The following is a 13,950-nucleotide window of genomic DNA, read 5'->3' as shown; positions in this document are numbered from 1 at the left end:
CCGGACCATGCAGTGCGCTCCGGAACAGGCCTGCAGCGTGACGTTTTCCATGATGGCGCCTTCAGAAATGAAAACACCCTATAAGTTTAGTAACTTATAGGGTGGAAGGTGACCATCTCATTACCCGCTGGCTCACGCCGGCGGATTTTTTGTCGCCAGGCGCGGGCGGCATCGCTGCCGTCCGCGCCGTGGCGCAAGTCGCTTAGAACTTGTAGTTGTACTCAGCGGTCAGCTTGACCGCACGTGGCGCCGTGTAGCTGATGACGCGACCGTAGGTTGGCGAGATGCTGGTTGTGCTGTCGACGTTGTAGGTCTCGTCGATGGTCTGCGCCGTTTGCTTGTTGAACAAGTTGAAGACATCGACCTTCAGGGTCAGCCCCTTCACCAGTTGCGGACGGTAAGCCAGATTCATGTCCAGGCGCACGTCCCACGGCAGACGGCCCGAGGTACCGCGTGGAACAGGCTTATCGCAGTAGAAGTAGACCGAGCTATAGTCCACCTCGCCAGGCACGTTCGGATTCCAACCGAAGCAATTCTTCGGACGACCCGAGGCAAGCAAGCCATTCGCACCGACGGTCCATTCAGTAGCAAACTCGTAGAAGCCGAATGCCTTGATCTGATGTTCGCGGTCGTTCGGCAGCAAGCCGTTCGCGCCGACCATCAATTCCGGGTTATCCCAGGTCGATGTGGCGGCGACGTCGGTTTGCGCGTTGTCCGAACGGGTCTGTCCTTCGGTATTGCCCTTGCTGCGCGACCAGGTGTAGTTGACACGGCCATACCAACCATTGCGGAATGGGTGCTCAGCGAACAGGTCGAGTGCCGTGTAGGTGCGCTTCGCGTCATCGAAACCAAGTTGTTGCTTGGTCAGGCTGACCACCGTGTAGTTCGAGCGGGTACCGGCGTAATCGACCAGGAAGGTATTGTCCTTACCAGGATTGAACGACGCGCAGGTGAAGCCGGCGTAGTTGTCCGTATTGATTTTATGGTCCACGGCGTAGGCGTCGATCAAACGCGTGTCGCAATAGTCATCAATAGTCGCCTTCAATTGGCGATACGTCACTTTCGCGCCGAAATTCAGGCTAGGCGAAAACGCTTTTTCAAAGCCCAGCGTAATCTCGTCCTGGTAGGTTGCCTTGATGTCCGTCGCCGTTACGGTCTTCGGATCCTTCGGCTGGCCCAATTCATTGTTGACCGAATAGGCCGGCGCCATCGCAATCAAGCCGGTCGGTTGGCCATACTGGTCGGTGCCTGTGTAGGTGAAGCCTTGGCGCGTCAGCACCGAAGCGCTACCGCCACGTACGGCCAGATGGGTCGGAATCTGCAACGCGTAGCGGCCGGCGCTACCGAACACTTTGAGCGAAGCATCGCCATGCACGTCCCATACGGCAGACAAACGCGGAGAAATGATGCTTTTCACTTCCAAGAATGTTTCGCCGGCGCCGTTGACGTTTTTAAAGCCTTCGTTACGCAGGCCTGCCGTCACCAGCACATCCTTGGTCACTTGGTAGCGGTCTTCCAGATACTGGGCAGTTTGCTCGGACTTGGCATCGGTCAGGCTGTTTTGCAAACGCTTGCTGACATAATAACCTTGCGCCGCCAGCGCACCGGCATTCGGATTGGCTGTGGTGGTGGTGGTGACAGGGCCCAAAGCGACATTCGCCGTGCCACTTTTAGCCTTGGCGTAGCGCCAAATACCGCCACCGCCGTAGTAGTCACCCACGTCGCTTGAAGTCAGCTTGTTGTTGTCCAGACCTGCGCGCAGGGTGTGGCTACCCACCTTGTATTCGAGATCCAGGCGATTCGAGGTGATTTTGCTGGTCGAATCGTTACTGGCGACGGAGCCGCTCAAGAGTTGCGGGCTGGAGTAGTTCAAGCCTGGCGCCCGGACGTTACTGTCGGCGATGACCTGGAACTTGTCCACAGGGGCAGAGCCGACCTGGTCGTAGCGGTTGCTGCTGGGCGTCTTGCTGCGTCCAAACAGGGCGTTGACGGTCAACGCATCCGTCAGATTACCCGTGTAGCGGAGGATTTGCGTCTCCGCGCCCACCGACGGGCCATAGGCCGAGTTGTTCTTGTAGTGCTGCGACGCGGTCATGGGGCCGCGCTGGCCGTTGGCGTAGTCGTAGCCGGACAATTGACGGTCTTCCTTGCCTGTGTCGCCCATCAACGTCAATTCGAGACGATGGTTATCGGTCACGTTCCAGTCGAACTTGGCCAAATAACGGTCCACCGTGTCCTGGCGCGATTCCCAGCCCGTCGAACCGTTCGCTGGCGAGGTGCGGGTGCCTACCGCAGAGCTGTCCGCGTTGGTGTTTTCCTTGTCGTTCTTCTTCGCTTCTATGGCCAAGAACATGAACAGCTTGTCCTTGATGATCGGACCGCCCAGATAGGCGCCGTAGCTCTTCTCGGTCTGGCTATTCGTCGAGTTTTTCCGGAACAGGGTGCCGTCGGTGGCCTTGTTTTCGGCCGCGCCGGTGACCGGATAATAACTATCCTTTTGCTTCGAGCGCAAGCTGTTCGGCGTGATGCTGGCGCTGGCGCCAAATTCCCAGTTGTTGGTTCCGCTCTTGGTGGTGACGTTGACGACGCCGCCGACCGAACGGCCGAACTCGGCACCGAAGCCGCCGGTCAGGATCTGCGCCTGGGCAATCGCGCCGAAGGGCAGTTCCGAAGCGCCCAGTTGGGTCAGCGGATTGGTGGTCGGAAAACCGTTGATGTAGTACGCGTTTTCGGACGCGCCACCGCCGCCGAAGGAGGCACCAGCAGCGTAACGGGAGTCGGCGCGGGTGGTGTTCGGTGCCAGTTGGATGATGGCGTCAACCGTCTGGGCGATCGGCAGCTTGGCCAATTCCTTGGCAGTGAAGGTGGCGCCATTGTTCGAACTGGAAACGTCGATCCGGCTGCGCCGGCCCGTCACTTGGACCGCTTGCACGGCGGTGGCGGCAGCAGCGAACGATGCGTCCACGCCTTGGCCAACGATGACGTCGGTTTCGGTGGAGGAAACGACCGCGCCATCGCGCATCAGGTCAATCTTGTAGTGACCCGGGGCCATGCCGCTGGCCGTGTAGCGCCCGGCAGCGTCTGGCGTCACCGAGCGCTTCGCGCCCGTGTCCGTGTTCAGCAGGACGACGGTAGCGCCGGCCGGCGAGTCAACGCGGCCAAAAATCGACCCAGCCGCGTTCGACTGAGCTATCGCTGCAGGCGTTACTGCGACGCTCAGCGCCGCAGCGCTAAACGCGATTGACAGGGCGCGTACCAATACTGTTTTTCTCAACATGTGATTTCCTATTTTTTTTGCGCTTCTCTGATAGATAAGCTTGGCTAAGTTTGTGTACTCACAATCACGTCGCACAACACGTCGGTAAAGGATGTCTCAATTTCCTTCCTGGCCGCCGGTGAGCTGGCCCGCCGATCAGATTCGATACAGAAAAAACATCCGACCAGACGTTCATAGAAACATGAGCAAACAATCACTGTCAACAATACGACAATCGTAATGCAAAGAAACAACAGATAGGCCGCCAACAAGCCATATGATTTACTGATTTCACCAATGTGGTGCAGAGGTGCGAAAAATTATCCACTGTCAATTTAAAAAAAGCAGCGCGGACATTCGGCGACACTGAAACCGATTCCTACTTCGCAGGGACTTTTTTCATTGCGTTCTCCCTGGCCGTGCTGGCTTGCCTACCCTCCTCCAGTTCGCGCTGGTTGCGCTGGTACAGCAGCGCGTCCGCTTCCAGCTTGGCTTGCAATTGTTGGTTGCTCTTGGTTACGTAGGCGTTCGTGGCCTCCTTCCACGCCTCGCTCTCTGCGAGGATCTGCTCGGCCACGCGCTGGGCATCGGCGCCAATGCGGGTGTAGGTCGCGCTGATGAGCGCTCCTGCGCTGACGAACTCCGCGTTGCTCATCAGCTTGAGCAGGCCGGGCGGAATGGTCTTGGTGACGGGCATGGCGTCGTTCAAGCCGTCCACGAAGCGGCCGTAGCAATCGTGCCAGGCGCGCACGGCGGCGTTGACGGCCCCGATGTCGGCGTTATTCGTCGACACGGCCGGGAACGCCGGACGCCCGCAAGCGTACCTGGCATAGGCCACGGCGGCACCGTCGAAGTGCGCCACGTAGTAGGCGATCTCGGTCTTGCGCGCGGCGCGCTCCTGCACCAAGGCCAGTAACTGCGGCGCCTCCGGATTGCCAGCGGCGGCGGCCTTACCGAGCCAGTAGGCTGCCTTGCCAACGTCCTCAGCCGTACCTTCGCCGAAGCCGTACATTTCGCCCAACTGCAGTTGCGCGGCGCTGTTGCCAGTGCCGGCCAGCTCGCTGAAATCCTGGAAGGCGCGCGCGAATTCCTTGTTGTCCCACAATTTTTGCGCCTCGGCCAGGTCGGCAGCGGCGGCCGGGGCGCAGGCGACGTACAGCAGAAACGCCAGGGGGAGTGTCTTCATTGTTTCATCCAGTCAGGTCGGGGGAATGGGGCCGTCAGCACGAGCCGGGCGAGATACCCGAGGCCGAACGCAATGTTGACACATTTCCCATTGTGAATTATCACCAAATACCACACCCGCTGCGGCAACCCGCCACGCCCGGTCGATGCGGGTAAAATAGCGCCCTGACGCTGCCGTGCACGGCGCCTCACAGACTCTCCGCTAGATACGGAGCCCTGCAATTTTTAAAAATACACACCATGTTGCGACTCAACGAAGTAAAACTCCCCCTCGAACACGACGACGCAGCACTGCCTGCCGCCATCCTGACCCGCCTCGGCATCGCTGCCACCGACCTGCTCGGCTATACCGTCTTCAAGCGCAGCTATGACGCCCGCAAGCGCAGCGCCGTGGTGTTGATTTATTCGCTGCATGTGGACGTCAAGAATGAAGCGGCCGTGCTGGCGCGCCTGGGCCACGATATCCACCTGATGCCCGCGCCCGATACCGACTATAAATTCGTCGCCGGCGGCGAACAGCTGGCCGGCCACACGCATGAAGCGCGCCCCATCGTCATCGGCACGGGACCATGCGGCCTGTTCGTGGCGCTGATCCTGGCACAGATGGGCTTGCGCCCCCTCATCCTGGAACGCGGCAAGCAGGTGCGCGAACGCACGGTCGACACCTTCGGCTTCTGGCGCAAGCGCGAACTGAACCCGGAATCGAACGTGCAGTTCGGCGAAGGCGGCGCTGGCACCTTTTCCGATGGCAAGCTGTACAGCCAGATCAAGGATCCCAAGCATTACGGCCGCAAGGTCCTGACGGAATTCGTCAAGGCCGGCGCGCCCGAAGAAATCATGTATGTGAGCAAGCCGCACATCGGCACTTTCCGCCTGGTCAAGATGGTGGAAGAAATGCGCGCCAATATCGAACGGCTGGGCGGCGAATACCGCTTCAGCAGCAAAGTGGTCGATCTCGACATCGTGCCGGGCGCCGACGGCGGCCAGGTGCGCGGCGTGGTGCTGGACAATGGCGAAACCATCGCCAGCAACCACGTCGTGCTGGCCATCGGCCACAGCGCACGCGACACCTTCGAGATGCTGCACCGCCGCGGCGTGTACATCGAAGCCAAGCCGTTCTCGATCGGTTTCCGCGTAGAACACCCGCAATCCTTGATCGACAGCTGCCGCTTTGGCCCCAGCGCCGGCCACCCGATTCTGGGTGCGGCCGATTACAAGCTGGTGCACCACGCCAGCAATGGCCGCTCCGTCTACAGCTTCTGCATGTGCCCCGGCGGCACGGTAGTGGCGGCCGCCTCGGAACCAGGCCGCCTGGTGACGAACGGCATGAGCCAGTATTCGCGCAACGAGCGCAACGCCAACAGTGCCATCGTCGTCGGCATCACGCCAGCCGACTATCCGGGCGACCCGCTGGCCGGCATCGCCCTGCAGCGCGACCTGGAAGAGCGCGCGTTCGCCCTCGGTGGCGGCAACTACGATGCGCCTGGCCAACTGGTCGGCGACTTCGTCGCTGGCCGCGCCTCGACGGAGTTCGGCAGCGTGGTGCCGTCGTACAAGCCGGCCGTGCACCTGACGGACCTGGCACCGGCCCTGCCCGAGTACGCGATCACGGCCATGCGTGAAGCGTTCCCGGCATTCAACAAGCAAATCAAGGGCTACTACAAGGCCGACGCCGTGCTGACGGGCGTGGAAACGCGCACTTCATCGCCGATCCGCATCAAGCGCCGCGACGACAACCTGCAAAGCCTGAACACGCGGGGCCTGTTCCCCGCCGGCGAAGGCGCCGGCTATGCGGGCGGCATCCTGTCGGCGGCCGTCGATGGCATCAAGGTGGCAGAGGCGGTGGCGCTGTCGATGGCAGCCGCCTGAAGCCGGTACAGCAGATCAGGAGGCCAGCGGCAGCCTGATCTGTATATGACAGCCGGGCGTGCAGTCGATGGCGCACACCTGGCCGCCCAGTTGCTGCACGATGGTGTAGACGATGTGCATGCCCAGGCCGGAGCCGCCCTGGCCCCGCTTGGTGGTGAAGAACGGTTCAAACATATGCTCGCGCACGGCGGGCGCCAGGCCGACGCCATCGTCGGAAAACTCCAGCAGCAGCCAGCGCAAGGCCGCGTCATCTTCGTCCGCCTCGATGCGCGCGCGTATCGTGATGCGTCCCGGCCCACCCTGCGGATAGCCGTGGCGGGCGCTGTTCATCAAGAGGTTCGAGAGAATTTGTGACAATTTCCCGGCCGCCAGGCGCACCTGGCAATCGGGCGCGATGTCGAGTTCCACGCCCAGCGCCGCCTTGCGCAGTTCCGGACTGTGCGCCGACACCAGGCCATGCACATAATCGTGCAGCGCCAGGTCGGCCACGTATTCGCTGACCTGGTCCACGGCCAGCTGCTTGAAATTGCCGATCAGGTCAGCCGCGCGCGCCAGGTTGCGCTCGATTAAGGCGGCTGCGCCTTTGAGGGATTCGGCAATGTCGATCAGTTCGGCGCGGCTGACCTTGGCGCCACCGAGCAGCTGCACCAGCTGATCGGCATAGCTGCCCATGCTCGACGCTGCCGTCAGCGCCACGCCGATGGGCGTGTTGACTTCATGCGAGACACCCGCCACCAGCGAGCCGAGGGCCGCCATCTGTTCCTGCTCGATCAGGTTCGCTTGCGCCGCCAGCAGCGATTCGGTACGCACGCGCACGATTTCTTCCAGCTGCTGGGTGCGCTCCTGGTGCTGCAGCTCGGCCGCGCCGCGGGCCGAAAAGATCGACAGCAGCAGCAAGGCCAGCAAGCGCTTGTTTTCATCGATGGGACGCGTGTCGATGGCCGACAGGATGCCCAGGGTCTTGCCATCGGTATCGATCAGCGGCATGCCGACATAGCTTTCCGCCCGCATGTCGACCAGCAGGCTATCGAATGGAAAGCGACGCTGGATATCGCTGCCATGAAAACACATGCTCTGGCACGTCACGTCCTGGCAAGGCGTGTGCTGCAGGCTGTATTCGATATTCGGCTGGTAGCCGTCGCCGCCCCACAGGGCCAGGGTGCGGATGCCTTCGCTGCCATCGTCCAGGCGTACCAGGCGCCCGGCGATCACATAGTGCACGTCGAGCGCTTCGGCCAGGTCCTTGACAAGGATGCGCAGGAAGTCGTCGCCACGGGCGTGCGCCGTCGAGGCCGTAATCGAGCGCAGGGCCGCCTCCGCCAGGGTGCGCCGCTGCTCGGGATCGAACAGGGGTTCTTGCGAATTCACATCGAACAACGGAATACTCATGAATGCTCCTGCACGGCACCGCAAGCGCCAACACAGCTGCCGGCGCGGCAATTCTCAGCCATGACCCGCCCCAGCGGACCTGCCGCGATTGTACCCCTGACTATTGTTCAATAATACAGATACGCAGGAATTTTTTACAGCCAGCCGGAACGCTTGAACAGGTAATACATATAACCGCAGACGCAGCTCATCAGTCCCACGGCCACGGGATAGCCGTATTGCCAGTCCAGCTCCGGCATGAACTTGAAATTCATGCCCCACACGCCGGCAAACGCGGTAAATACGGCGAAGATGGCCGCCCAGGCCGCCAACTGCTTGTTCACTTCGCTCTCGTCGATGGCCACCATCGACAGATTCACCTGAATGGCCGTGCTGATGGTGTCGCGGATGGTGTCGAGCGTGCCGTTGATGCGCGCCAGGTGGTCGTGCACGTCGCGGAAATACTCCTGGGTATCGTGGCACAGCGGCGGCACCCGCCCGCCGTGCAGCTTGCCCACCGCCTCCATCAGGGGCGCCACCACGTGGCGCAAGACCATGACCTTGCGTTTCAATTGATACAGCCGTTCGATATTGTCGCGCTCGGTGCCACGGTCGAAGATGCGGTCCTCGATCAGTTCCAGCTCCGATTCCAGTGCGTCGAGCACGGGAAAGTATCGGTCGACGACGGCGTCCATCAGCGCGTACAGCACGAAGGCCGAGCCCTGGCGCAGCAGGTGCGGTTCGCGCTCGGCGCGTGCGCGCACGCCGAGAAAACCTTGCGAGCTGTTGCTGCGCGACGAGAGCACGTAATTGGCGCCGACAAAAATGTCGACTTCGCCCAGCACCAGTTCGTTCTCGACCATTTCCACGGTTTTCACGACGGCAAACAGGGAATCGCCATATTCCTCGATCTTCGGACGCTGGTGGCCCCGCTGCGCATCCTCGACGGCCAGTTCATGCAGGCAAAACTCGTGCTGCATCTGTTTCAACTCGACCGGCGTGGCGTCGAGCAGGGCCACCCAGACGAAGCAATCGGGGCGCTCGACGTAATCGCTGATATCGTCAATCGGCAAGTCGGCCAGTTTTTTGCCATCCTGATAGGCCACGCAGTTAATCAGCATACAGTTCCACAATGAAAGTTAAGACCGGACGAAACAGTCCGGCAGGCGCCAGCTTACCTTATCGCCTGCTGTGGGTGTTGTGGCGTGCAAGAAACGCCGGGAGGGAACGCGGACGGGACAGACGTCCCATCCGGAAGATAGATCAATCGTCCTTGGCGCCGTCGATGCCCAGTTCGGAGATCTTGCGCGTGATGGTGTTGCGGCCGATGCCCAGGCGCACGGCGGCGTCGTTCTTGCGCCCGTGCGTATGCCTGAGCGCCGTCTTGATCAGGGCCGACTCGAATTGCCGTCCCAGCACGGCCATGACTTCCTGCTGCCCCGCGCCCAGCATGCCGGCCGCCTGCAATTCCAGTAAACCGATCCAGCCCGGCGGCGCGCCATTGACGGGCGCTGCCGCTTCGAAGACCTGGCCGCCGTGCGCATGGGCAACGCCCGCCGGTGCAGCCTCGGCCGCCGCCGCAGTGGCCACGCCATCGCCCTGCCCCTGCGTCAATTCCAGCGGCAAGTCCTTGATTTCCACCGTCTGGCCCGGCGCCATCACGGTGATCCAGTTGCACAGGTTTTCCAGCTGGCGCACATTGCCGGGCAAATCGAGGCCGCTGAGAAATTGCATGGTCGGCTCGCTCATGCGCTTGGCTTCCACGCCCAGCTGGCGCGCGCTTTGCACCAGAAAGTGGCGCACCAGGATGGGGATATCCTCGCGCCGCTCCCGCAAACTGGGCAGGCGCAGCCGGATCACGTTCAGGCGGTGATACAAGTCTTCGCGGAACAGGCCGTCGCGCACGCGCTGCTCCAGGTTCTGGTGCGTGGCCGTAATGACGCGCACGTTGGCCTTCATCGGCTGATGGCCGCCGACGCGGTAGAAATGGCCGTCGGACAATACGCGCAGCAAGCGCGTCTGCAAGTCGAACGGCATGTCGCCTATTTCATCGAGGAACAGGGTGCCGTTCTCGGCTTGCTCGAAGCGGCCCCGGCGCGTCGTCTGCGCGCCCGTAAACGCCCCGCGTTCATGGCCGAACAGTTCGGACTCGAGCAAATCCTTCGGGATCGCCGCCGTATTGAGGGCAATGAAGGGCTGCGCCGCGCGCGGACTGTGCTTGTGCAGCGCGCGCGCCACGAGTTCCTTGCCGGAACCGGATTCGCCCGTGATCAGCACGGTGACATTCGATTGCGACAGCCGGCCGATGGCGCGGAACACTTCCTGCATGGCGGGCGCCTGGCCGAGGATTTCCGGCGTTTCCGACGGGCCCGATTCGACGCTCGTCTCGCGCAGGCTTTCTTCCAGCGCGCGGCGGATCAGCTCGACAGCCTTGTCGATGTCAAACGGCTTGGCCAGGTATTCGAAGGCGCCGCCCTGGAAGGCCGCGACGGCCGAATCGAGGTCGGAAAAGGCCGTGATGATGATGACAGGCAAGCCGGGAAAGCGCGACTTGACCGTCTGCAGCAATTCCAGGCCGGACGCGCCCGGCATGCGGATATCGGACACGAGCACTTGCGGCGTGTCAAATTCCAGTGCGGCGATGGCATCGCGCGCATTGGCAAAACTCTTGGTGGCGAGATTTTCCCGCGCCAGGGCTTTTTCCAGCACCCAGCGGATTGATTCGTCGTCGTCAACTATCCAGATTGGCTTCATTAGTGTGTGCGTCCCGCAATGGATTTCATGAGTGGGATACTTCCTCGCTTATGGCAAGGGGAGAACGATCCTGAAATCGGTGTATCCAGGCCGGCTTTCGCACTCGATCACGCCCAGGTGCTGTTGCACGAAGGTTTGCGCCAAGGTCAGCCCCAGCCCGCTGCCGCCATCCCTGCCCGACACCAGCGGGTAGAAAATCCGGTCGCGGATCTGGGGTGCGATGCCCGGTCCATTGTCAATGATATGCAAGTCTAATGCCAGGTTGTAGCGGACCTTGGCGAGGGTCACCTGGCGCGCCACGCGCGTCTTGAAAATCAGCTCCGCGTCGCCCGCTTCGATGCGCTCGGCCAGGGCCTGCGCCGCGTTGTGCGCGATATTGAGCACGGTCTGTATCAATTGTTCCTTGTCACCGCGAAACTCGGGGATCGAGGCGTCGTAATCGCGCGAAATGGTCAGGCCACTGGGAAACTCGGCCAGGATCAGGCTGCGCACGCGCTCGCACACTTCGTGGATATTCACGTCGCCGACGATATGCGGGCGGCGGTGCGGCGCCAGCAGGCGGTCGACGAGGGTTTGCAGGCGGTCCGCTTCCTTGATGATGACTTGCGTGTATTCGCGCAGCTCGCTCAGGTGCAGGGCCGGCAATTCCAGCTCCAGCAGCTGGGCCGCGCCGCGGATGCCGCCCAGCGGGTTCTTGATTTCATGCGCCAGGTTGCGGATCAGCTCTTTGTTGACCTGGCTCTGGTCGAGGATGCGCTCCTCGCGGTCGAGTTTTAATTGCTGCACGTTTTCGCGCAGCTCGATCAGCACGCCGTCGCGCGGCGCGTCGAGCGCGCTGACGATGCTGTGCACGCGCAGCGGATCGCGCCCCAGGCGTTCCAGGCTCAGGTCCTGGCGCAAATCGGAAAACTTGTGTTCCAGCGCCTGCGCGCAGATGCCGGCCAGCTCCTCTGGGTTGAGGAACAGCGCCGTCAGCTTTTGCCGCGACAGGGCCTTCAATGAGCTTTCCAGCAGGTTTTCCGCCGCCGCGTTGGCATAGCTGATGCGGCCATCGCCATCGAGCAGGATCACGGCCGAGGCCAGCAAATCAAGGCCGGCCAGGTGGGCGGGACGGCTGGAATGGTTGTCTATTGTCATGTGCTTTACCGAATATTCGCAATCTCGCGTTTCAGGGCTTCGACGTTCTGCTGCGTCCGGTTGATATTCTCTTTCAACTGCGCCGCCCTTTCCTGGTACTTGGCATAATTGCGTTCATTGCCCTGGCGTTCAGGCTGGCCCTCGTTGAACTCCAGGCGCTGGGCCGCCAGTTTCTGCTCTTCGCTGCGCAATTCATCCTGCAGGATCTGGCGCCGGTCCAGGTCGCGCGCCCGTTGCTCGGCGCCATCAACCTTGGGAAACGCGCCAGCGGCGGGCGCCGCCGTGGCCACCGCCTGCGTGGCGGGCCGCGCAGGCGCACCGGCCAGCGGCGCCGTCTTGCGTGGCGGCTCCGTCATGGCGCCCGGCAAATCGAGCAGCTGGCAATGCGCGCCAGCCCGCTTGTCCGTATACGTCTTGTGTCCCTGCGCATCGGCGCAGACATACAACTGCCCGTGCGCCTGTGCCGCCGCGCCCAGCAACCCTGCCATCAGCGCCATTCTGTAATGCTTGGTCAATCTTCACTCCTGTCGGCTCGTGCCGCATCGTTCCTGGGGCGACTATACAACACCGCCCAGTGGCGCCATAACAAAAAACGCGGGCAAGACCATCGCCTCACCCGCGTTTTTCATTCACTACCGGCACGTTGCCGGCATGGCGCCATTACAGCGAGTAGTACATGTCGAACTCGGCAGGATGCGTGGTCATGCGCATGCGCTGCACGTCCTGCATTTTCAGTTCCAGGTAAGCGTCGATCATGGAATCGCTGAACACGCCGCCACGGGTCAGGAACTCACGGTCCTTGTCCAGGGCTTCCAGTGCTTCTTCCAGCGAAGCGCACACGGTCGGGATCAGTGCGTCTTCTTCTGGTGGCAGATGGTACAGATCTTTCGAGGCGGCTTCGCCCGGATGGATCTTGTTGGCAACGCCGTCCAGGCCAGCCATCAGCAGTGCGGCGAAGCACAGGTACGGGTTCGCCAGTGGATCCGGGAAGCGCGCTTCGACGCGGCGGCCTTTTGGATTGGCCACGTGCGGGATACGGATCGAGGCGGAACGGTTTTTCGCCGAGTACGCCAGTTTCACTGGAGCTTCGTAGCCTGGTACCAGACGCTTGTACGAGTTGGTGCCCGGGTTGGTGATCGCGTTCAGTGCCTTGGCGTGCTTGATGATGCCGCCGATGTAGTACAGGGCGAAATCGGACAGGCCAGCATAGCCGTCGCCAGCGAACAGGTTTTTGCCATCTTTCCATACGGATTGATGCACGTGCATGCCCGAACCGTTGTCGCCAACGATAGGTTTCGGCATGAAGGTGGCGGTCTTGCCATAGCTGTGCGCCACGTTCCACACCACGTATTTCAGGTTTTGCGTCCAGTCGGCGCGCTCGACCAGGGTCGAGAAGCGGGTGCCGATTTCATTCTGGCCTGCGCCAGCGACTTCGTGATGATGTACCTCAACCGGGATGCCCAAGGACTCCAGGATCAGGCACATTTCCGAACGCATGTCCTGGAAGCTGTCCACTGGTGGCACGGGGAAGTAGCCGCCCTTGACGGTAGGACGGTGGCCGCTGTTGCCGCCTTCGATGTCCTTGCCGGTCGACCACGAACCTTCGTCCGAACCGATCTTGACGAAGCAGCCCGACATGTCGATCTTCCAGCGCACGCTGTCGAAGATGAAGAATTCTGGCTCAGGGCCGAAGTAGGCGGTATCGCCCATGCCCGACGATTTCAGGTAGGCTTCGGCGCGTTTCGCGATCGAGCGCGGGTCGCGGTCGTAGCCCTTGCCGTCCGACGGTTCGATCACGTCGCACTGCATGAACAAGGTCGTTTCTTCCATGAACGGGTCGATATTGGCCGTGTTTGGATCCGGCAGCAAGATCATGTCGGACGCTTCGATGCCTTTCCAGCCAGCGATCGAAGAACCGTCAAAGGCGTGGCCCGACTCGAATTTGTCCATGTCGAAGTGCGACACGGGAACCGTCACGTGCTGCTCTTTACCACGGGTATCAGCAAAGCGGAAATCAACGAATTTGACTTCGTTTTCTTCTACCATCTTCAAGACTTCTGCGGCTGTCATTGCCATGCGTATCTCCTAAATGAATGTGGGGTGAGCCGACCTTAGTGCGTCTGGGCTGATGAAGCGAAGCAAACATTGCGTGCCACCAAAACTCATAAGGATCATAGCAGATTCCATGCCAGCTCCAGAAGAGAGCTGGCCGCCAGGGGCAAAACCCGGCTATCCCAATGAAAGTTTTCCCGCCCGTGATGTCCAGGCAGGGTTTGCGTCAAATCAAGAATGCACTATGCAAGTGCAAAAAACGAATAACGCACCATTATCGTGCATTTTATGTCGATTTCTGAAAAATGCCTCGTTGTGGTGCACACGCG

At 61.3% G+C, this 13,950-nt stretch carries 9 protein-coding genes; 1 reads left to right on the top strand and 8 read right to left on the bottom strand.

Annotated features, from left to right (window positions below; genetic code table 11):
• Positions 1-202: 202 nt before the first annotated feature.
• A complete protein-coding gene (locus CLU91_RS21660; protein WP_100875773.1) occupies positions 203-3,277 on the bottom strand; it encodes a TonB-dependent receptor in 3,075 nt (1,024 codons plus the stop codon).
• Between the two features lie 358 nt (positions 3,278-3,635).
• On the bottom strand, positions 3,636-4,442 hold the full coding sequence (locus tag CLU91_RS21655) for a sel1 repeat family protein (RefSeq protein ID WP_100875772.1): 807 nt from the start codon (positions 4,440-4,442) through the stop codon (positions 3,636-3,638).
• A 239-nt stretch (positions 4,443-4,681) separates the two neighbouring features.
• On the opposite strand from CLU91_RS21655, the gene CLU91_RS21650 reads away from it, so the two are divergent.
• Entirely contained in the window at positions 4,682-6,310 is a 1,629-nt protein-coding gene (locus CLU91_RS21650) for an NAD(P)/FAD-dependent oxidoreductase (protein ID WP_100875771.1), read from the top strand.
• A gap of 15 nt (positions 6,311-6,325) precedes the next feature.
• Here the strand turns inward: CLU91_RS21650 and CLU91_RS21645 are convergent, their stop codons facing one another.
• The 6 genes from CLU91_RS21645 to glnA all read right to left on the bottom strand — a co-directional run bounded on the left by CLU91_RS21645 (position 6,326) and on the right by glnA (position 13,645).
• Positions 6,326-7,699 (bottom strand): ATP-binding protein, encoded by a 1,374-nt coding sequence (locus CLU91_RS21645; protein WP_100875770.1) that lies wholly within the window; start codon positions 7,697-7,699, stop codon positions 6,326-6,328.
• Between the two features lie 134 nt (positions 7,700-7,833).
• On the bottom strand, positions 7,834-8,799 hold the full coding sequence (gene corA / locus CLU91_RS21640) for a magnesium/cobalt transporter CorA (protein ID WP_100875769.1): 966 nt from the start codon (positions 8,797-8,799) through the stop codon (positions 7,834-7,836).
• Positions 8,800-8,941: 142 nt separating this feature from the next.
• On the bottom strand, positions 8,942-10,432 hold the full coding sequence (gene ntrC, locus CLU91_RS21635; protein WP_100875768.1) for a nitrogen regulation protein NR(I): 1,491 nt from the start codon (positions 10,430-10,432) through the stop codon (positions 8,942-8,944).
• A 48-nt stretch (positions 10,433-10,480) separates the two neighbouring features.
• The gene (gene glnL / locus CLU91_RS21630; RefSeq protein ID WP_100875767.1) at positions 10,481-11,569 is read right to left on the bottom strand and encodes a nitrogen regulation protein NR(II); all 1,089 of its coding nucleotides are present in this window, start codon (positions 11,567-11,569) and stop codon (positions 10,481-10,483) included.
• A gap of 5 nt (positions 11,570-11,574) precedes the next feature.
• Positions 11,575-12,084, bottom strand: a complete 510-nt coding sequence (locus CLU91_RS21625; protein WP_306823174.1) for a DUF4124 domain-containing protein — start codon at positions 12,082-12,084, stop codon at positions 11,575-11,577.
• 145 nt (positions 12,085-12,229) lie between these two features.
• On the bottom strand, positions 12,230-13,645 hold the full coding sequence (gene glnA, locus CLU91_RS21620) for a type I glutamate--ammonia ligase (protein ID WP_071079202.1): 1,416 nt from the start codon (positions 13,643-13,645) through the stop codon (positions 12,230-12,232).
• Positions 13,646-13,950: the final 305 nt, after the last annotated feature.

Source organism: Janthinobacterium sp. 64, from assembly GCF_002813325.1.
Classification (GTDB): domain Bacteria; phylum Pseudomonadota; class Gammaproteobacteria; order Burkholderiales; family Burkholderiaceae_D; genus Janthinobacterium.
Note: the sequence above shows the minus strand (reverse complement) of the source record. Positions and strands in the feature narration are given on the sequence as shown.